Source organism: Acidobacteriota bacterium, assembly GCA_039028635.1.
GTDB lineage: Bacteria > Acidobacteriota > Thermoanaerobaculia > Multivoradales > JBCCEF01 > JBCCEF01.
Genome location: JBCCHV010000003.1, coordinates 139,986 through 161,615 on the forward strand (window position 1 = coordinate 139,986; position 21,630 = coordinate 161,615).

The window sequence follows — 21,630 nt, forward strand, 5'->3', positions numbered from 1 at the left end:
CCCTTCCTCGGACCCAAAGGCCACCTTCGCTCTGAGCCACTCGAGAACGGCTCACCTCGAGGCACCACACGCTGGGCCTTGACCTTGACCGTGGCAATTGACGCGAGACGCCTCCCGGAAGCAGTCTGCAGGCCTCGAGGGAGGTTGCGGCCCCGAAGTCACACGCCGGTGCCTTATCTGCTCTCGAGAATACACGGATCAGAGTTCGGAGCCTGCAGGGAAGGGAGGAGAACAGGGAGTCTCGCCGGCCCTCCGGCTTCAATCAAAAAATCGCGGTGGAACCCGCCGCTCAGAGCGACGGGACCACCGCGATTCATCCATTGTCCGAGGGACACCCTCAGGACGGGACCCTCAGGAGAAGTGAGGGCAACCCACGGTTTCTCGGACTACGGCCGGCATCCAGGGGACTCCTGTCCCGACGAAAAGGGCCGGCCTGCGGCGTTGTACGCAGCCCCTCCTCCCGCCTGCAAGTTTCTCCGACTGATGTTTAGTCTGGATGCCTTGATCCAGAAATCCCTGCCCTTGCCCGGCGCCAAGAAAGACTTCCCCTTGAAGAAGAACAAGGCGGGTTTGATCGCTCCACCGAACGGCCTCGCCACGTTCGCCAATTGATTGTCATCGATGAATCGAAATCCGGCATACCGGGAGCGGTCGATCTTTCGGCTCTCAATGGTTCCGGTGAACCCACAAGGCGGTAGATTCGGATCGATGTTCGGATCGATCAAACCGTCGGCCGGTCCCGGAACCTCGACCTCGGGCACTTCGGGTTCGCCGCCCTCTCCATCCGGACCCTGCGTCCCCTGGCGAGGCCCGGTGCCACGCCGGGGCCCAACCGGCGCCAACGGCTCGGGATCGAGAACGTCGCTGACATCGAAGGGAGGAAGCCCATTGATCACCCCTGGGTTCCTGCCCGTGACCGTAATCTCATCGGAGAAGCCGCCACCCCCACCACCGGCGATGACCTCGATGACCTCACTGTGGAGATAGGCCCAGAAGGCGTAGGCCGCCCGCACGAACACCCATGGCACCCCAAACCGCCCATCGGGATCGACCGAGTTCATCGGATTGCCCATCACATAGCTGTACCGATTGAGGCTCTGCGGCATCGAAGGCACACCCCGGAAGGAATCGACGCTGAGAAAGCGCGCCATATCGCTCGAGTAGTGGCGCGTGTGCATGTAGTCGGTGCCGTAGGAGAAGTCCCGCTCGTGACCGGTGAACAGGCGGTTGTCGAGCTCCTCGTTGAAGACCTCCTGGCCGTAGGGCAGGATCACCGGCCTCCAGACTTCTTGACCGCTGGGGTGCCGCGTGACCAGGCGTTGACTCCCGAGGTGATCGAGGTGGTAGTGAACGGTTTCTCGGTCGCCGATGGAAGCCAGGGGACGTCCATTGGCGTAGATGAAGTCCTTCTGCCGTTCAAAGGTGCCTTGCCCGTCGAGATAGACCGTCGAGAGAAGCTCTTGGCCCAACCCCCGAAGATGGAAAAACGGAGCCGTCGAGTTGGCGGCAAAAGAGGCCGCCCGCTCTCCATAGGCGTCATAGGCGTAGATCATCCAGGCCTGGTTGGTCAGGCGGTTGAAGGGGTCATAGGAGAAGAGCTGTCCGTTCCAAGAAAGGACATTTCCCGCCCCATCGTAGGTCGCGCTGGTCAACCGGTTGGTGAGCGGATCCACCGTCAGCACTCCGGTGGCAGGATCCATCACCGGATCGCGCTGCACCAAATTGCCGAAGATGTCGTAGGCGTAGTGAATCGGCTTGTTGAACGGATGATCCGCGATCCGAGCCCGCGATAGCCTACCCACTTTGTCGTAGGCGAAGCGGTCGGCGCCGATCTGTTTGATGTTTCCGCTACCGTCATAGGTGATCAGCCCGCTGTCCCAGCCGGCGGTTGCGAACCCCGAGGACGTCAGTTGCCGCGGCCGATCGCGACGCGACGAATCCAGGATCTGCTGATCGATCACGCCGTTGCTGTGATCGATACGAGAGTAGAGCCCGCTGGGGTGATAAGAGATGTTGCTCGCCCAGCCCGGCACCGCGGTCAAGAATCCAAAGTCATACTGCTGATCCAGGACGAGCGAGTTACCCACCGGACTGGCGGCACACAGCGGCCCGGAGACACAACGCGGGTATTGCAAGGCCGTGACTTGCCCGACTCCGTCATAGGCGAAGTCGGTTCGCATCGTGTAGGCGCCATTGGGAATCTCGTAGATAGTGTCCTTGCGATTCACCGCTCCGCCGCTGGCTTGATAACGGTAGTCGTGGGTCACCTTGACGGTGAAGTCGACACCGGTGGACGGGATGTTCAGGTAATTGAACGCCGTCGCCCGACGGACCTTCCCTCGGCCGAACCCAGGAGCGCTGTCATAGGTGAACGAGCGGAGCGTGCGATTGCCCTGATTTCGATCGTAGACTCTCTGCATCCGGCCGAGAAAGTCGTACTGGTATCCCAGGTCGTTGTTGTGGTCGAGCTTGCGCAGGGCCAGTCCTCGTGTATCGAAGCTCGAGTGGTGGACGGTGCCGCCTCCGAACGGCCCCTTCTCGGGATGGCTCTCCGTGAGCAGGAAGCCACGGTTGTCGTAGGTGAAGGTGCGAACCTGGCCGAGATCACCGCCGGTCGTTCCAATGCGGGTCAGGCGCCCCGCCACATCGTAGAGGTAGTCGGTGGTGATGTTTCCGCCGCTGGGAGCCGAGGGCTCCAACACTTCCCTCAATCGACCGTAGCTATCGAAACGCTGGATGCGCGTCGACGAGCCTTCGTTGCCGAAGAGACTGAGCTGAATGGGCACCGAGTAGGTGACCTCACGCTCGCCGCGGTAGGTCATCGAGATGTCGTGATTGGCACCTTCCGGCGGACGAATCGTCCCCGGCCTCCCAAATGGGTCATAGTCGAGGTAGCGAGTCCGCAAGTTGGGCTCATTGACCTCGGTCACCTGAGTCAGCCAGCCGCGGGCAGTGTAGTCGCGGCTCTGCGATGACCAAACGCTACCCGGCATGCGGCGGCGGTTCTCAACCACCCGGCCGAAGCTGTCCAGCACCTGTTCCTCTTCTCGGAAAATGTTGACTCCAGAGGCCGAGACATAACGCAGTCGAGCTCCCTGAATGCCGACCGGATTGACGTAGGTCAGGGTGGTTGCGGCACGGTCCTGGGGGGTGATGACCGAGACTCGGCCGGCGCCGTCGTACTGGTAAGTCGTCTCGTAACCGGAGGCATCACGAGAAGACAAGGTCACACCGGAAGCCGGATCGACGGTGACATCGTAGGTGAGGAACAGACCCGGCTTGCCGGTGGGCTGGAAGGGCCGGGTGCGCGCGAGAACCCCGTAATCGTACTCGTGGTGATCCCAGTACGAAGGCTGGGCCGGCAGCGGGCCGCAGTCCGCCATCTGGTTGCGCGAGAACATCGGCGGCAAGGGGTTGCGATCGGCACCATAGCTCTTGACGTCGGTGACCAGTCCACGGCCATTGCGATCATAGGTGACGAGGATGTCGTTGGTCGACGCCGTCACCCCACTGCGCAGAGTCCGACTGCACTCGAGGGCACCGGTGACATCGTCGAAGGAGGTCACCACCCGACTCGTCCGTTCACCCAGAGCTTCCGACTCGGTGGTGTCGACGCGGTCGAAAACTCCGAGAATCCAGGGGTCGGACGGATCCGGATGTGAGTAGCCACCGCCCGGGACGGTCCCCGGAGAGCGCGTGAAGTTGGTGAAGACCTCGCGCCGTTCCTGGTTGGAAGAACCGCTCCACAGATTGCCGGTGGTCACCGCCCGACGGAAGTTGCCGATGCCGTCGAACTGACTCAGCTCGAGATCCGTCCAGCGGTTGCCGTCGTCGTGGAAGACGATGCGCTGGGCGTCCAGGGTGCGATTGGTATTGAACCACTCGTCCAGCCGAGAGCAGGAAGTCGTGCCCTCGCAGGTAGGGTTGCCGGGATCGGTCGCCACTCCGGGAATCGGGTCGTGGCGAAAGCGCACGAAAGTGCTGCGCAACTTGGTGCCCTGACAGAGCATCGAGGATGCGTTGTGACCGGTGTAGACCTCGGAAGAAAGGAAACGGCCGGCATTCTGGACGCTGCGCACGAAGGGCAGGCCGTATTCCCAGCCTTTGCCCTGGGAGGGCGAAACGTAGTTGATGGCGCTGAAGAAATGCCGAGAGCAATCCCCTTCCGGCGAGGCCACGACATCGGTCCAGACCTCCGGATCCTGAGTCTGGGTTCCACCGAAATCCCGGGTCACGTAGTTCCAGGAGCCGAGAACCGAACCGTTGGCCTTGACCACTTCCCGGGTCGCGACACCGGCGGAAGTGTTGAAGGGGCCCCAGTTGTGGCCCGGCGGGAACTCGTACTCCTGGTAAGTCCAGCGGAGCTCTCCTCCGGTCGGCAAGACCATGCGGGTCAACGAGCCCGGCGCGTCATCGATACCAGCCGGGCAGACATTGACGTATGACGGCGTCCCGCCATCCTGCATGACATAAGCGGTTCCGTCCGGCTGGTCGATCCGCACCAGGTGGGGCAAGCGGATTCGCGGACCGAACTGAGTCGAGGTGTTCTTGCAGCTCAGGCTCACCAGAATGTTGCGATAGGTGAAGTAGTACTCCAGTCGCTGACCGTTGACGCCTTGCGCATCGACCTTCGTCACCACCTGCCCCATCCAGCTCAGGGTCTGGCCGTCCACCTGGTCGCCGGCGACGGCGAGGTGGACGTGGTGCCGGCGGCCGTACCGATCGGTCATCGTGCGCAGACGGTTATCCGACGAGTAGGTGACGGTGAAGTCGGCATCGGAGGCCGAGCCGAAGGAATCCCAACCGCTGACGAGCCGATAGGGTTGGCCAGCTCCGGCCTTGACGAAACGGCGAGCCGAGCCGTCCGGGAACTCCACGTCCCAGGTGCTGCCCGCGACGATCTTGCGGAGGCGAAGATAGGAGTTGTCGCGCGTGTAGTAAACGTCCAGGTCGCCGTCGTCCTCATTGCGGTGCAGAGCACCGTAGAAGACATGGCGAGTGCCTTGATCGCCGACATACAGCCACTGGCCGACCGCCGAGTTGTTGTACCAATGGCCTGGGGGATAGAGCTCTCCCCAACCGAGGTGCCAGCCGAACCCGGCGTTCTGCTGCCGATCCGGCTCGGCGCGCAGTCGAGGCTGCATGTTTTCGATCACCGGCGTGTAGCGCCAGACATTGTTGTTGTAAACCAAGGTGAGCGGTCCGACGGGCAAGACGAGCGAGAGACGACCGGAAAACAGGTCCACCTGATCGGGCAGGTCGGGGGCTTGATGAAAGGCCCGATCCGACGGGAATCCTTGCGGCTGATTGGGGTTGTAGGCAGTGGCAGGACCCACCAGAGTCACCAGACTCAACAGCAGGACGAACCACCAACGGCGAGCATCGAGCATAGGAAGTAGACTCCTCCAGGAATGAGGGTTGAAGGCCGTGGGCCCCCGCGGGGACCCAGCGAATGAGGCAGCCCATCCCTGGCCTGTCCCGAGAACACGCCTTCTCGCGAATCTCACCTCCGGGCGAAGGATCGCGACCACCTCGCAAACCTAGCGACGGAATAGGTGAATATCGGTCATCCCTCTCTCTCGCAGAGTCCCTCGAGCCCCTGCCTCGCTCCCGCTCCTTTGGATAAAATCACTCCGCTATGGCCCTGAAGACCACGGACAAAGCCCCCGTCCCGACGACCGAGGAAGACGAGACGCCGCGACGCGACGAGGTGGCGCGCGGACCCTCCGAAGCGCCGCCCGTCGAACAGCGCAAGCCGCCGACCGGTGCGGCTGGACTGAAGGCCGTGATGATGGCCATGAAGCACATGGGGCGAGAAGGCTATGACCCGGTCAAGGCGACTCGCATGCTGGCGCGGATGAACCAGAAGCAGGGATTCGACTGTCCGGGTTGCGCCTGGCCGGATCCGGACGATCACCGCTCGGCCGTCGCCGAGTACTGCGAGAACGGCGCCAAGGCGATGGCCGAAGAGGCGACCCGGAAACGCTGCGATCCCGAGTTCTTCCGCCGCTACTCGGTCGAAGGGCTCGGCCGCTGGACCGACTTCGAGCTCAGCCAGGCGGGACGCATCACCCACCCGATGGTGCTGCGTCCGGGCGCGAGCCACTACGAAACGATCGACTGGGACGAGGCCTTCGGCGAGATCGCCGACCACCTCCACGCTCTCGACTCGCCGGACCAGGCGTTGTTCTATGCCTCGGGCCGCACCAGCAACGAAGCCGCCTTCCTCTATCAGCTCTTCGTGCGTCAGTTCGGTACCAACAACATGCCGGACTGCTCCAACATGTGCCACGAATCGAGCGGCGTCGGCCTGGCTGAAACGGTCGGCATCGGCAAAGGCTCGGTCACCCTGGAAGACGTCGAGATCGCCGATCTCATCGTGGTGATGGGGCAGAACCCGGGCACCAATCATCCCCGCATGCTGAGCGCCCTACAGGCGGCGAAACGCCAGGGAGCGCGCATCGTCGCCGTCAATCCGCTGAAGGAGGCCGGCCTGCAGCGCTTCCAGCATCCGCAGTCCCCGCGCGACCTGCTGTCCGGAGGCACATCGCTGGCGGACCTTTACCTCCAGGTGCAGATCAATGGCGACGTCGCCTTCCTCAAGGCCGCCATGTGTGAGCTCCTGCGGCGAGAGAAGCAGAGTCCCGGCAGCGTCTTCGATCATGAGTTCGTCGCCGAGCACACCGATGGTCAGGACGACCTGCTGGCGCACCTCGAAGAGCAAGACTTCGACCAACTGGTGGCCGCCGCCGGCTTGACCGCCGAGCAGGTTCACGAATTCTGCGATCTGGTCGTCGCCCGCCCGAAGATGGTGGTTTGCTGGGCGATGGGCCTCACCCAGCACAAGAACGGCGTCCACAACATTCGCGAGGTGGTCAATCTCCTGCTGCTCCGTGGGGCGATCGGCAAACCCGGCGCCGGCACCTGCCCGGTGCGCGGGCACAGCAATGTTCAAGGTGACCGCACCATGGGCATTTGGGAAAAGCCACCCGAGGACTTCCTGCAAAAGCTCGAGCAGGAGTTCGATTTCCAGGCGCCGCGCAAGCACGGGCACTCGGTGGTGCACGCCATCGAGGCGATGCGCGATGGCGAAGCCCAGGTGTTCTTCGCCATGGGTGGAAATTTCTTGTCGGCGGCGCCGGACACCGAGGTCACCGCAGCGGCTCTGAGGAGCTGCCATCTGACCGTTCACGTGTCGACCAAGCTCAACCGCAGCCACCTCGTTCACGGTCGCACGGCGCTCATCTTGCCGTGCCTCGGCCGTTCAGAACGCGACGAGCAGGCGAACGGAGACCAGTTCATCACGGTCGAAAACTCGATGGGTGTCGTGCATCGGTCGCAGGGCACCCTCGAGCCCGCCAGCGGTCAACTGCGCAGCGAGCCGGTGATCGTCGCCCGCCTGGCGCAAGCGGTCCTGGGCGACACGTCGTCCGTCGACTGGAGCGGACTGGCCGCCGACTACTCGAAGATCCGCGACAAGATCGAGCGGGTGATTCCCGGCTTCGAGCGCTACAACCAGCGGGTCCGACAGCCGGGCGGCTTCTATCTGCCGAACGGATCTCGCGAGCGCCGCTTCGAGACCAGCAGCGGCCGCGCCCGATTCACCGTCAACCCGGTGCCGCAAATCGAAGTCGGACCGGGAGAGCTACGCATGATGACCATCCGCACGCACGACCAGTTCAACACTACCGTCTACGGCCTCGACGACCGCTATCGTGGCTTCGCCGGCTCGCGACGACTGGTCATGATGCACCCGGACGATCTCGAGGAGCGCGGGCTGACGGCAGAGCAGGCCGTCGACCTGGTCGGTGCCGGCCAGGCCAAGGGCCGCGTCGCGGAGAACTTCCTCGCCGTGCCCTATGACATCCCGCGGGGTTGCGTCGCTACTTACTTTCCGGAAGCCAACGTCCTGGTGCCCCTCGAGATGCGCGCCGACCGTTCGCACACGCCAACTTCGAAGCTGGTTCTGATCAAAGTGCGAGCGCGCCCGGAAGCCACGGCTGAATAAGACCACGTCGCCACCTCGCCGAGGTCGCCGCCAGGGAGGCGGCGGGATCGGCGCCGATTCATCTGCAGCATTTCGATGCGAAAGCCCCTCATGATGAAAATCCTCCTGCCCAGTCTGACGGCCCTATCGTTGGTGGTTCTAGTGACCGCCTGTTCGCCCGCTGACAACCCCGGAGACACAACCCAGGCTCCCCTCACCGCCGAGCAGATCCTCGAGGCCCGACTGAATTACTCGTTGGAGACCCTCGACCTCTCCATCGAGGAGCGGCAAGTCGCCGGCCAGACCACCGCCAGCGGCGAAGCTCGAGCCACCTCCATGGTCGCCTCGGCCGCCGAGGGGGACGACCTCGAAGAGGGAGCCGAAGAAATCTCGGAAGGCCCCCGCACCGTCAACGTTCTGATCGACCTGATCGTCATGTTCGAGGGCGATGGTCCCCCACTTCCCGGGATCACCGTCGAGCTGCGGCACGCCGACTCGTCCGACCAGGAGAAGGCGCGCTATCTCCACTGGGTCGAAGGGCTCTCCCCCGAAGAAGGCGGGACGGTGCAGGTGCCGATCCAACTCGAGGCCAACAACTACGAAGACGGAGATGCCTTCTCGATGGAAATCGCAGAGTTCGTGGCAGCGGAGCGGCGCGGCGAATACCGCGAATTCATGGCGGCCAATTGAGCGCCCCCGGGCGGCGCGCGTCGAGCAGGAATGGAAGTGACCTCCCTTCGACACTCGACCGCGCTGTCGCGTAGTTCAAAGACGACCGCTCACTCCACGACGACCGGTTTCTGGCGATACTGCAGCGCTTCGGAGACGTGAGCCGAGGCGATGCGCTCTGCCGCCGCCAGGTCCGCCACGGTGCGTGCACCTTGAGCACCCGCCCAGCTCGCCGGCCCGACGACGATACTCAGGCGCGATCGGCCTGCGGTCCTGCAAAGCCCGCCATCGGCGCGGCCGTCGTATCGGCTGCTACCCGGCGGCAGCGCCAGAACGGTGATCGAGGCCACCGCCGCTCGGTTGCATAGTAGGCGCCTCGGGTTCCGAGGTACGAGTGGTACTCGCGCTCGACGAAGCGACGGTACTTGGCCAGCGCCCCAGCGTCACCGCGGAGGTGATCGGAAATCGCGTAGGCGGCGCAGGAGCCGGCACGCAAGGCTTTCAGAATCCCTTGACCCGAGAGCGGGTCGAAGGTCGATGCGGCATCGCCGACGGCGAGCCAGTCGTCGCCGCTCGGCGGATCAAGGCGCCCCGAGCTGGCCTGCACCAGCCGCGGTGCACCTTCGAGCTCCGCGGATTCCAGTCGTGCCCGAACGTGGTGTGTTGCCTGCAACGCGGCGAGCCACTCCTGAGGTTGCCAGAGTTGGCGACCGCGCACGATGTCGCTGTCGGTCATAAGCGCCACCACCGCTCGGTCCCGGGACAGGCGCGCCGTGTACCACCAGCCATCCTCGAAAGGTTCGACCAAGAGGCGGGTGTCGCGGCAGCCGGCAGCCGCGAGGCGAAAAAAGGCGAAAACGCCGACCAGGCGATCGTCGAGCAACCGCCTGGCCCCGAACCGACGGGCGACGATCGCCCGCCGGCCGGTGGCATCGACGATGAACGAGGCCGTGAGAGACCGGCGGCCGGCCGGCCCTTCGAGCCGCAGTTGAAAGCCCGCGCTCCTGCGTTCGACACCTATCGGGCGCGTGCGCATTTGGACCTGCACACCCCGGCTGGCCGCCTCCCCAGCCAGCATGGAGTCGAAATCATGCCGGTCCAGATGCCATCCGCGACCGAAGGGCGAGGTGATGAAGTCATCGCCGGCTGGGCGCCCGCTGCCCCAGGTCGACACCGTGCCGAAGGCCCGCAAGTGATCCTGGGCGCAAAACCGATCCCATACACCCAGCCCTTCCAGCAGCGGCTGGGTCATCGGCGGCAGACTCTCGCCGATCCGCTCCTGCGTATAGCCCGAGGCCTCGATCAAAGCCACGGCGAGGTCGGGATCGTGCTGCCGCAGGCGGAGTGCGGTGGCACAGCCGGCCGGGCCGCCGCCAACGACCGCGACGTCACATTGCCCACCGACCTCCGTTCTCACGTCACCTGCTCCCCTCCGACCATCGCCCGCATGCTCAATCGCGCTTGACGGCGTACCACGACGCCACCACACCCGCCGGCGCCGTGCCGCCGTTCGAGGGGTGGGGAATCACGCGGACGATCGAACCGACCATCGCAGTCTTTTGTTGCTCTCCGTCGGGCCACTCCGGAACCAGGTAGCCGACGTATGCATAGATCCACTCCGCCCCACTGACGACGCCCTTGCCACGGAACCGGACCGTCATCGGATTGCCGTAGCTTCTCGAGCCGTGAAGAGTCAGTGACCAACCTTGACCACCGATAGTGCCCCGCAAGATCTCCATCGATGCTTCGACGATTTCGATCGTTCCCGAACCGAAGAGTAGAGCGTTGGGCTCGGTGGCAAGATCGGGATCGTTGAGCCAGCTACGGTAGCTCCAGCTACCGACGAAAACATTGCCATTCACTTGGTCGCTCATGACTTCGAATCCTCTTTGATTATTATGTTGTATAATAGACGATAACATCAAACAATCCGACATGAGCCCACTGCTCGGCGGACAGCCACGCATCTTCAACCAACGAAGTCGCCACCGGAGGCGGCGCTTCTCAGGAGCGTGACATGGCAACCCGATACCAAAGTATCCGAGCGATCCTCGACCGAGCTGCCGGCGACAGCGACGCCGACTACGACGGCAACGGCCGCTTTTGGAACCTACCGTTGACGAAGTTTCTCGAGGTCAGGGTCCATGGGGTCCGCATGATCGCGCCTGCAACCACTCCCTCGTGCTGCGGTTCCAACGCCCAAGACGGTGGTGACGCACGGGTCAGCCGCGGCGAGGAGTCGGGGCTGGTCCGTGGCCTTCGCGGAGCGACCCCTTTCGACGGTTCGCGATTCCCACGTCTGCCGTGGGGCGGCCATCCCGTCTCCGAGGACGACATCGATCTGATCTGCAGTTGGATCGACGACGGTTGCCCGGAGGAGGACCGCATGGCCTCGCTCTCCCTCGAGGGCGATCTCCAGGTGCTGGATGAGCTCCAGGAGGTAGGGCGCGACCGGGTCGAGGTGGTCGGCGAAGCCGTCTTCGACCTACACGCGGCGCCGGAGGAGTACGCCGCACAACGTGGCGGTCTTCAGCAGCGCATGAATATCGACTGCATGAGCCCGTCCCAGGTCGACAAGCTCCGCACCGCCTTCCGCCGGCTTTACGACCTCAACGATTGGCCCGAGGACAGTCGCAACTACAACAACCTCGCCCAGAAGCACCAGGACCATTGCCAACACGGCTGGGAGCGATTCTTGCCTTGGCACCGGATCTACCTCTACGAATTCGAACAGGCGCTCCAAGACCAATGCCCGGGCGTCACCCTGCCGTATTGGGACTGGACCATGCCCCAGTACAGGCCGAGAAATCCGGAGAAAGGGTGGCGCATTCCCCGAGCGCTCCAAGCCTTCCTCACGGAGGCTTCGATCGACTACCTGGAGAACGAGGCCGAACCGGCACTGCCACAGAACGCGGCCAGAACTCTGCGCCGGAACATGCTCGGCGAGCACTTTTACTCCTTGCAGTGTTTCTTCGCGCGTGTCGCCGAGCTCACCAACGAGCACTACACCGTCGATGAGTACCGCAACCGCTTCATCGACGCGCTACTCGACGCCAACGCCCTTTGGTATCCCCTGCGATATCCCGGCGAGTACAACAACGGACCGAATCAAGGGTGCGAGCAGGGAACGATCAATCAGATCATCCACTACCACTATCCCAAGCCCGAGGACATCGACGAGATCATGAGACTGCGGACCTTCCGCGACTTCGGCGGCGGCGATATCTACAACGATTCCTTCGGCTTCCTCGACCAGAACCCCCACAACACCATGCACATCTGGACCGGCGGCATGAATCCGGACTTTCCGGAGTGCCACCCGGCCGCCGGCGAGCGCGTTGCCGGAACCGGTGAGGCACGCGACTTCGACGCCGACCTGAGCGGCGACCGCAACCAGGGCGTACGGGTCGCCGGCCGCAACTTCCACACGCGAGAGGATTTCTACACCCAGCCGCAGTACGGCGACATGTTCAGCAACCTCACCGCCTCCTACGACCCGATCTTCTGGCCGGTACACGCGAACGTCGACCGGCTGTGGCACGCGTGGCAGCAGCAGAATCCACATAGCCTGCCCATCGATCTCGACTCGGTGATGACCCCGTGGGGCTACACCATCGCCGACACCCTCGACATGTCGCGTTTCGGCTACGAATACGTGCGCTCCAGCTTCCTGCTTCCGGTAGGTCTGGAGACGCCGGTCAGCCGCTTTGTCTCGCAGCCGATCGAGGTACCAGCCGAGGCACGGTCCTTCAGCAGCGCCGAGATCCGCCTGCATCGCGTCCCACAGCTTCCGAGATCGTGCTTCATCCGCGTCTTCTTGAACCGCCCCGGGGCCGATGCCACGACCTCCATCAACGATCCCACCTACGCCGGCTATCTGGCGATCTTCGGCCACGGCCCCTGCTACGGTGGCCCCGGCCATTGCGACCCGCCGCCACGGCGCCGGCGCGCGTACGACAGGCGACCGCGCAGCCACAACACTCCCCGCAACCACCGCATCAACGTCACCGAGACTGCCCGGAAGCTGCTCGAAGAGACTTCGACGCTGACCATCACCTTGGTGGTCATCGGCGCCGACTACCGCCCCGAAGACGAGCTCCTGCGCCTCGAAGGCGTGTCGTTGGACCTCCTCGACTGATCAGGAGACAGCATGTCTACGACGACTTACAAGATTCATCCGGCCATCGGTATCGCCCGCCTCGGCAACAGCACCGACGACGACGGATTCTGCATCTCGCCGGAGAAGCCGGCAGCCATGCCGATCGCCTGCGACGCCCAGGGTAATCCGCAGCGTTCCCCGGACGGCGAAGAAGAGCTGACGATCGAAAAATTCAAGGATGATCAAGGTCGCATCCTTCGCCAAGCGGCCCGTTTTCAGATCTGGGCCTACGACGACGACCACCCCGAGGGCCGTCGGCTAGAGATCGGCGATCCGATCTCCGGCGGCGGCAACCAGGGCGTCTTGCAGAACATTCAGTGGCGTGTCTACCTCGCCAACAAGAAAGCCTCGTGGTACGAGTTCGAGCAACTGGAGGGCGAGCACGGGTACGCATCGGATCATCCGCGGCGCAACGCCGACATCGTCGAAAGCAACGCCCGGCAGCGACTGATCATCGATCCCGGGCCCCGCATCGTCGACTGCCTCGAACGACGCTCGGCGCGATTCGATCGCGACGGCGGAAGCGTCTACGCCCCGACCTTCCCGCCCGAGCTCAAACCCTGCAACATCGACACCCTGGGTGAGCTCAAAACCGACGACCGCGGTCGCCTGCTGGTTCTCGGTGGCCACGGTCGCTCGGGCTCGTTCAACTTCGACGAGTTCGGCCAGCCGCGCATCGACACCTACGCCAACAACGACGGTTGGTTCGACGACACGTCAGATGGGCCGGTGATGGCGCGCCTGGTGATGTTCTCCGAGGACGTGCAACAGGTGCGGTTCATCGACGTCGAATACCCGGCCTGGGCGATCGTCGGTTACCCCGCCTACGTCCCCCAGATCCTCGACATGGTCACCATGGACGAGCTGTTGTACGACAACGCCGTGCGGCAGTTCGCCTACCGCACGGACCTCTACGGCAAACCCGGCACCTTTGATAATCCGCAGCGCATCGACCCCCGTGACACCGGCGCCCTGATCCACTGGCGGGCGGGTCGTCTGGGGTGGAACGAGGAATACAAACCGTGGTTCTACCGCGACATCTGGCCGATTCTCTTCCGGCCGGACGAGTTCACCTATCTGACCAGCGTCCTGGCGCTGTCGAACTATCCCCACAACCAGTCGCAGCGGGGCAATTTCGACCCCTGCAAATTGGGCGTGCCACCATGGATCGACCGCGAGAAGCTGGCCGCATGTGAGGAGGCCTGCAAACAGCGCATCCGTTCCGGCGACCTTTTCGTGGAGACCGTCAAGCCGATCCTGCAGCAGCTAGGGAAGCAGGGCGACGGCGCGCCACCGGGCGCCGCCAGCGCCCTGGCCGACCCGGCTCTCGGTGACGGAGAGCTCTGGAACGAGCTCAAGGAAGGATTGTCGACCTTCGCTCATGATCTAGAGGAACGAGAGCTGGTCCGGAAGGACAGCGACCTCGAGAGCTACGTCGCTGCCTGGCGGGCAGCACCGGCGGCCTCGTCGTCCCTGCCTCCATCCCAAGACACGCTCGAGACTTGGATCCTCGACCGCTTTCGCCGTCGCGTGGCCGACGAGGAGGCCTGTGAACGGATCGAGGGAGCACTTCGCGACCAGGTGCGGCGCTATTTCAGCGGTGATTTGTTTCGGCGCTGCCGGGAGCAGTGTCGCCAGGCCGCGACCCACGACCCCTTCCGCGACGACCGCTTGTTCCTCTTCGACCTCCTGCGCCAACCCGGGGAAGAGAATCGCTTCCGGGTCGGCAGCAAAGCGACCAGCCGCATCCACGGACTGCCGTTGATGCCCCTCCTAGCCGGCGACAATCCACTGACCAACACCCTGCCGTCGAAGTTCTTTCGGCTGACCGACTTCCAGTACTATCTGCTCCGCCAATGGGCCCTCGGCCGCTTCCACAACGAGGACCAGGAAGGCTGGCCCCGACCCGACCCATGGCGACCCTATGACGGCTGGGTCAATCGCACCGGGCGCGACCTGGACCAGGGAGTGCTGTCGAACCTCCTGGGCGGATCCTTCTGTCCGGGTGCCGAGGCCGGCTGGATTCTGCGCAATACGTCCATCTACCTCGAGCCCTACCGCATCAAGGCCGATCCCGCCTTCTACGCCTTTCGTCAAACCGCAGCCCAAGCCAACAACTGGCGCGGCCAGGTTCCCGACGTCAACTATGCGTCCTACACCGATAACGATCTCAGCCAAGACGACAACTTCGACGTCGGCCTTCAGCCCGGGGACGTGACCAAGCACATGGCGGTGCCTTGGCAGTCGGACTTCAACGAATGCACCACCCAGCCGATCAACATCACCTACGAGGAGTGGAACGAACTCTACCCGCAAAGCGAAGGGGATACGTTGATGCGGCGCGAGGAGCGGAGCTGGGAAACACTTTGGTGGCCCGGCCATCGGCCGCTCCAGGCTTGGGAGGTGGCAGGATTCGAAAATGGCAAGCCCACGGGGTATCGCTGGCTCGATTGGAGCCCCGGTCTGCCCGGCACCAACGCCGGAGACCTCAAAATGGTCACCGAATGGTGGCGACTGGGTTTCATCCGCGAGAACCCGTATCTCGAGGGAGAGTATGAGCCGACCGAGATGCCCCCGGACCAGAAGTACATCAGCGTCGAACGGACCGAGGGGCGGAAGGACGACGGCGACTGTTGAGCGGACAGGCTGGAAATCCAGCGTTGGTCGCGACACTCCGTGAGTACGAAGACCGCCTGGGCGCGGAAACCTCGAGATCGACGAGCGTCTGCCTCTCGCCAAGACCTTCTGTGGCGATTGCTGCTTCGACGAGCAGCCAACCAGCGGGGCTAGTGGCCCGGCTCAGCCGGCCGGCCAAGCTCACTCCACGACGACCGGCTTCTGGCGATACTGCAGCGCTTCGGCGACGTGGGCCGAGGCGATGCGCTCCGCCGCCGCCAGGTCCGCCAGAGTGCGCGCCACCTTGAGCACCCGGTGGACCGACCGCGCCGACAGCCCGAGGCGCTCGAAGGCGCCATCGAGAAGCCGCCGAGGCGATCGGTCGAGGGCGCAGTGCAGGGCCACCTCCGCGCTGCCCAGGGCGGCGTTCGAAACTCCGTCACCTTGGCGGTGACGCTGCCGCTCCCGGGCCGCGAGCACTCGCTCGGCCACCACCGCGGAGGATTCACCGGGCGGCTCCCTGAGCTCGCCGAGGCTCACCGCCGGCACCTCCACATGGAGATCGATACGGTCGAGCAACGGCCCCGAAAGACGACAGCGATAGCTCTCGACGCGCGTCGGCGGACAGCGACAGGCGGGACCGCGGAGCGAGCCGTAGTGCCCGCAAGGGCAAGGGTTACAGGCGCCGACGAGACTGAAGCGGGAAGGAAAGGTGAGGCGCGCCCGGCTGCGCACGACGGTGACGCGACCGTCTTCGAGGGGCTGGCGCAAGGATTCGAGCACATCGCGCCGAAACTCCGGCATCTCGTCCAGAAAGAGCACGCCGTGGTGCGCCAGGCTGACCTCCCCCGGCCGCGGCACGCTGCCGCCGCCGATCAGTCCGGCGGCGCTGGTGCTGGCGTGCGGACTGCGGAAAGGCCGGCACCGCATCAGGCCCTCGGGGCAGTCTTCGCCCACCAGTGAGTGGATCTTGGTGACCTCGAGGGCCTCCGCCGTGGTGAGGGGTGGCAGGAGACCGGGCAGGCGCCGCGCCAGCATGGTCTTGCCACTGCCTGGCGGTCCACCGAAGAGCAGATTGTGGCTTCCCGCCGCGGCGACTTCGAGGGCGCGCTTGCCGAGGAGCTGGCCGCGCACCTCGGAGAGGTCCGTCGAGTCTCGGGTCTCCCCCACGGCCGCGCTGGCGGCGGTCACCGGCTCCCGCCGCTCGAGGGCTAGCAGGTGCTGGACCGCCTCCCCGAGACTGTCGACGGCCACCACCGGCAGCGCCTCGAGAGCTGCCGCCTGACAAGCCGACGCCGTCGGCAGCAGGACTTCGTCGACCTCGAGGGAGCGAGCGCACTCGGCCAGGGCCAGCCCCCCGCGCACCGACCGTAGGCTGCCGTCGAGGCCGAGCTCCCCGCACACCAGGCGCCGATCGAGGGCCGTCTGCGGCAAATGGCCGTGGGCCGACAGCAGCGCCAGGGCGATGGCGAGATCGAGGTGACTGCCCTCCTTGCGCAGATCCGCCGGCGCCAGGTTGACCACCACCACCCGCGGCGGCAGCTCGAAGCCACAGTTTTTGATCGCCGCCCGCACCCGCTCCCGGCTCTCCCGCACGGCGGCATCGGGCAAGCCGACGAGCTGCATCTGCGGCAGGCCGTTGCGCACGTCGACTTCGACCTGCACGGCGCGGGCATCGATTCCCCAGGGGGTGGCGGCGGTGGCGCGGGACATCATCACTCGGGAGGACGCCAAACACCGCCCAGATCCTTGCGAGGCGCGCTGCTTTCGCGCACTGTCGCGTTCCCTGGACTCGGCGACCGCTGCAAGAACGACCCGCCGCGCCGCCTGCGGCGGGCTCGGATTGGCGGTCAGGGCGAAGCAAACACCGTCTTCAGCCCTCGGCTGGCGACCATTGGCTGTACGGACCCGTGGGTCTCTCCCGGAAACACATGCAAGGTCAAGTCGAGCCCAGGGTAGTTCCGACCCGCGAGCGTCGCGACGAAGGGCTCGATCGCCTCGACCATCTGCGCCGCACCGTCGATCGCTTTCTGAAAATCCAATACAGGGCGCCTGACTGCCTCCGGTAGCTTTGCAAGCTGCTCTCGCTCATGCTCGTCCGTCTCGTGGCCTCCGGCGCCGATGAAGACGCGAGCGTGCAGGTTCTCGTGCGCCGCGGCGTACTGCTTCTCGAGCTCGAAAATGACTCTCTTGTCCCACCAGAGGGATGGACTTCCGATCACATAACGTTGGAAGGTATCGGGCGCTTCGAGAAGGGCATAGGTCGCGAATAGACCGCCGAAAGATGCACCGAAGATTGTCGCGTCGTCCGGGTTTGCCGGGTAGCTCGCCTCCACGAAGGGCTTGAGCTCCTCGCGAATGAAGCGGAGGAAGGACGCTGCCTCGCCGGAGGTGCCGTCGCTGCCGCCCCAACGGCGCGCGAACTTCGTGAAGACCGGATCAGGTGTCGGCGTGTAGTCGCGGGTCCGTCGAACGCTGTTCTCTCGGAATCCGCCGGGGTAGCCAATACCGACGATGAGGACCGGTGGCATTTCGAAGCCGCTTTGCAAGGACAACACGATCTGCTGGACGAGTGGGAAAGACATCTCGGCATCGAGCAGGTAAAGCACCGGGAACTTGCCATCGTCCGCTACGGGTGGTCGGAATGGCCGGGCTACGAATAGCTTGAGGTCTTGCCCCACGATCTTCGAGCGCAAGAGGCGGACCTCGGTGTTCTCGAGAGTCACTGGCTGCCGGTCTGGCGAGCCCTGGACGACGGCCGCTGGCTGCGACGCGGTGGGGGGCGCGGCCGGCTTGGGCTCGTCCTGCGAGAAGGCGACCGCGGCCGGCCACCACAGGAGCGCGATCAAGATGAGTTGTCGGTGGTTGATCATGATTTTCTCTCCTCTTCAGTCATCGGTTCTCTTTGCTGCATGGTCCGTCGCTTGGCCTTTTGACGGGTTCCTTTCCGTGTTCGCCAGTCGGTCTATCCGAACTGACAGGACCTCTTACGCGGCCCCTGAGGAGAGCTCCCTTTGCGAACCCTGAACGAACTCTGATGATCCGTTTCGGCCTGCCAGAACAGGCCGGACCCCAACTCCCACGCGTCTTTCGCGTAACCAACCTCATGACCGACACCGTCTCTCGCCGCGTGCGGTTCGACAACTACGAGTTGGATCTCGATACCGCCGAGCTCTGGAGCGCGGGCCTACCGGTCGACCTGCCGCCGCAACCCTCGCGCGTGCTCGCGCTGCTGGTCGACCACGCGGCCGTCCTGGTAACGCGCGACGTCCTGAGAGAGCGAATCTGGGGCACGGCTGCCGTCGAATGGGAGACGGGCCTCCATCAAGCGATCAGCCGGATTCGCACGACCTTGGGCGACTCGGCCGCCGAGCCGCGGTTCATCGAGACCGTCCCACGCCGTGGCTATCGCTTCATCGGCCGCCTGCGATCCGACGAGCACCAGACTCCAGCGGCTGGCGCTCTTCCACCGGTCGATGTTCGGAACACCGGCCGTTCAACCCAGATCATCTACAGCGGGATCGCCTTCGTGCTCGCCGGAGTAACGGCCTTGGTCCTCTCGATTCCGACCGCGTTGCAGCAACACGGCGACGGCACGGCACCATCGGACGCCTTGGCCCCATTCTCAACCGACCCCCACGACGCCGAAGCGAACCGGCTCTACGAGGAAGCGTCGCACCTGGTCCGTCAGCGGGACTTCGAGGCCGCCATCGAGCGCTTCGAACGGGCGACCGCGCGCGCCCCCGGTTGGGCTGAGCCTTGGAGCGCCCGTGCCGAGACCGAGCTCGCTCGCCCGGCCGTGGGCCGCGTTGAACGGGCTCGGCTCGCACTCGAGGGCGCGCTCGCTCGCGATGCGGACAATGCACGGGCCTGGCGGCAGCTGGCCCAGCTCCGGCTGTGGGAAGAATGGGACTGGCTGGGTGGCCAACAGGCCCTCGAGCGGGCTGCGGCGTTGGAACCGAAGAGCGCCAATCTTTGGCAGTTGCGAGCGGCCATGGAGATCGTTCACGGCCGGTTCGACAAAGCAGTTGCAGCGGCGCGACGAGCGGTCGCGCTCGATCCGATCTCGACAGGTCTGCGCGCAGATCTCGGGTGGACGCTTTACTACGCCGGCGACATCGCAGGCGCGACCTCCGAGTGCCGGCGTAGCCTCGAGCTGGATCCCGCCAATCCATCGGCGTTCCAATGTCTCGTTCAGGCGCTACTGGTCGAAGGACGGAACGACGAGCTCGTGACCCTGGTCGCGGAGCGAGCCATCTCGCCAACGTCGTCACGGTCCGGAGAATCGATGGTCGAGGACTACTTCCGCCGCCACCTCGCGTACCTCGATGCCGAGCCTGGCTGCGGGACCACAGCCGCGGCAGAAGCCTTGGCAAAACTCTCGCTCGGGGATACGGAAGGCGCCCTCGATGCGCTGGCCGACGGCGCCCGCGAAGGCCGAGGCTGGGCACTTCCTTTCGCCATCGTCGATCCCTTGTTCTCTGCCCATCGCGAGGACGCGAGGTTCATCGAGGCGGAGCGCGCGCTGGGACTGTAGGCCAACATCATTGAGCACCTCGCAAACCGGAGCTGCTTCTCACAACCCGGGCTCGACGCTGTGGCCTTGGATTCCAGACCGTAGAAGCCCTCCGCCTCGCTCGAACAGTCACACTCTAGAACGAGCGCGGACTCCTCAGGCCCGCAGCCTGCCGAGCCGCCAGCTGCTCCACTCGCTCCTCAGCCGAGAAATCCGGCTCGTCGTCGGGTAGGCGCTCGCGGAGCTCGTCGAAACGGACCACGCGGGCACGGGGGAACTCGGAAGGAGCCAACGTGCATCCCTGCTGCAGTCCTTGCCACCGAACGTACACAAAGGCAGTGGACGCGCCGGCTGGATCCAGCCAATTGGCGACGCCGGGATCCTGGGCGCTCAGCACCAGCCGATAGAGACCGTCGCTACTTTCCCGCGCTTGCGAGAGGGTGAGGCTCGACTGGCGGTGGCAGAAATCCAGGCCGCTGAACCAGAGATCACCGACTTGGGCGGCCTGGTACCGTGCGGGTACTTTTGGCAGCGTGATGATGACGGCTCGATCCGGCCGCATGCGGAAGAAACCGGCGGAGGCGTATTGGCCCGGGAGCTTGGTTTCCTTCGGCGGACTCAAAATGCCTGGCGGAATCTCTCCGCGCAGGAACGTGACCAGATTGACCCAGGCGGCGGCAGACGCCACGAGGTATTGGGAGGCACGTTCGTACTGGTAGTTCACGAGGTCGCGATCGGGAAGAGGGCTCGGCATGCCGCGCGTATCCGTGCGCTCGAGGTACCAGGTGGTGCCGACCTCGGTGTTCCAGTCCATGAAGCTTTCGCGAAGCAGGAGATTCTTCGCCGTGAGGTCCCCATTGGTGTTGCAGAGCCAGTTTCCTCCCGGGTCGGTGTCGCTGATGGTGATCTCGAAGGAGCCGTCGTCCTCGACCTCGAGGTCGTCCAGGGAGAGCAGGCTCACGGGGTCGAGGTTGGTCTCGTCGGTGAAGCCCGGGTCGCCGGCACCCACCTGGATTTGCAAATCGGCGCTCGTTCCACGCTTGCCACGAAGGGTATAGGTGCCGGGGGTCGTGATGTTGGCGATGTGGTACCGGTTATCCGGATTCACCAGGCCAAACTGGTTGTGTTGGTTTAGCAGCCGAAGCTCTGGCTGGCACACGTCGTGGAGAATGAATCCTTGATCGAGAGCAGCCGACAGCTGATGCTTCAGCTGTCGCTCGGCGGCCGCCCGTTCCTGTTCAGGGTCCGGGCTCTCGGCGACCCAGGGCGCGTCGAACATGATCTGACGTGCTTGCTTGATCGCTTTGGCGAGTTGGCCGGCGCCGCGTGAGAGGTCTTGATCATCTGGTATGTATTTCATGCTCTTGTCCTTTTCTTCGAAGTCACCGGGGTTGCACCAACCAAACCCAATCAACGTCGAGAAATCCTGTCTGACTCGCCCGCGGATCGACACTGGAAGAAGTTAGAAATCTCCCCAACGAAAGTTGGTTGGGAGGCTGGTGCTACGGTGGGCGCGCTGGATTCCTCGATGCCACGACAGGCATCAGCGAGGACAGCCCGGATTCTTCGTCTCCTGTCGCAACGGACAACACCTAGGGATAGTTCCCCGTAGCTGAGCAGGACCGTGTGCGACTCTCTAGCCGACCTTCGAGGCCGTCCTCCTGCCTGGCTGGCGGGCCTTTG

General features: G+C 64.4%; 11 protein-coding genes. 5 read left to right on the plus strand and 6 right to left on the minus strand.

Annotated elements, in window-relative coordinates; genetic code table 11:
• Positions 1–386 precede the first annotated feature (386 nt).
• Positions 387–5,390 carry an RHS repeat-associated core domain-containing protein gene (locus AAF604_02525; protein MEM7048500.1) on the minus strand — a complete coding sequence of 1,668 codons (5,004 nt, stop codon included), beginning with the start codon at positions 5,388–5,390 and terminating at the stop codon, positions 387–389.
• A 248-nt stretch (positions 5,391–5,638) separates the two neighbouring features.
• On the opposite strand from AAF604_02525, the gene AAF604_02530 reads away from it, so the two are divergent.
• Entirely contained in the window at positions 5,639–8,008 is a 2,370-nt protein-coding gene (locus AAF604_02530) for an FdhF/YdeP family oxidoreductase (GenBank protein MEM7048501.1), read from the plus strand.
• A 90-nt stretch (positions 8,009–8,098) separates the two neighbouring features.
• Positions 8,099–8,677 (plus strand): hypothetical protein, encoded by a 579-nt coding sequence (locus AAF604_02535; GenBank protein MEM7048502.1) that lies wholly within the window; start codon positions 8,099–8,101, stop codon positions 8,675–8,677.
• Between the two features lie 229 nt (positions 8,678–8,906).
• On the opposite strand, the gene AAF604_02540 is transcribed toward AAF604_02535, so the two are convergent.
• Both AAF604_02540 and AAF604_02545 read right to left on the minus strand, forming a co-directional pair.
• Positions 8,907–10,145 (minus strand): tryptophan 7-halogenase, encoded by a 1,239-nt coding sequence (locus AAF604_02540; GenBank protein ID MEM7048503.1) that lies wholly within the window; start codon positions 10,143–10,145, stop codon positions 8,907–8,909.
• Complete coding sequence (locus AAF604_02545; GenBank protein ID MEM7048504.1) at positions 10,108–10,530, minus strand: hypothetical protein; 423 nt, start codon at positions 10,528–10,530, stop codon at positions 10,108–10,110. The genes AAF604_02540 and AAF604_02545 overlap by 38 nt, the downstream gene beginning before the upstream one ends.
• 143 nt (positions 10,531–10,673) lie before the next feature.
• Here AAF604_02545 and AAF604_02550 point away from each other — a divergent pair, with 143 nt between their 5' ends.
• Both AAF604_02550 and AAF604_02555 read left to right on the plus strand, forming a co-directional pair.
• Entirely contained in the window at positions 10,674–12,794 is a 2,121-nt protein-coding gene (locus tag AAF604_02550; protein ID MEM7048505.1) for a tyrosinase family protein, read from the plus strand.
• Positions 12,795–12,806: 12 nt separating this feature from the next.
• On the plus strand, positions 12,807–15,452 hold the full coding sequence (locus tag AAF604_02555; protein ID MEM7048506.1) for a LodA/GoxA family CTQ-dependent oxidase: 2,646 nt from the start codon (positions 12,807–12,809) through the stop codon (positions 15,450–15,452).
• Between the two features lie 180 nt (positions 15,453–15,632).
• On the opposite strand, the gene AAF604_02560 is transcribed toward AAF604_02555, so the two are convergent.
• Positions 15,633–17,165, minus strand: coding sequence for a YifB family Mg chelatase-like AAA ATPase (locus AAF604_02560; protein MEM7048507.1), 1,533 nt, complete (start codon positions 17,163–17,165; stop codon positions 15,633–15,635).
• Positions 17,166–17,281: 116 nt separating this feature from the next.
• Positions 17,282–18,304: an alpha/beta hydrolase-fold protein gene (locus AAF604_02565; GenBank protein ID MEM7048508.1), complete on the minus strand. Its 1,023-nt coding sequence runs from the start codon at positions 18,302–18,304 to the stop codon at positions 17,282–17,284.
• A 233-nt stretch (positions 18,305–18,537) separates the two neighbouring features.
• Between AAF604_02565 and AAF604_02570 the strand changes: the two genes are divergently transcribed.
• On the plus strand, positions 18,538–19,968 hold the full coding sequence (locus AAF604_02570) for a winged helix-turn-helix domain-containing protein (GenBank protein MEM7048509.1): 1,431 nt from the start codon (positions 18,538–18,540) through the stop codon (positions 19,966–19,968).
• A 115-nt stretch (positions 19,969–20,083) separates the two neighbouring features.
• Here the strand turns inward: AAF604_02570 and AAF604_02575 are convergent, their stop codons facing one another.
• Positions 20,084–21,361 carry a hypothetical protein gene (locus tag AAF604_02575; protein ID MEM7048510.1) on the minus strand — a complete coding sequence of 426 codons (1,278 nt, stop codon included), beginning with the start codon at positions 21,359–21,361 and terminating at the stop codon, positions 20,084–20,086.
• Between the last annotated feature and the right edge of the window lie 269 nt (positions 21,362–21,630).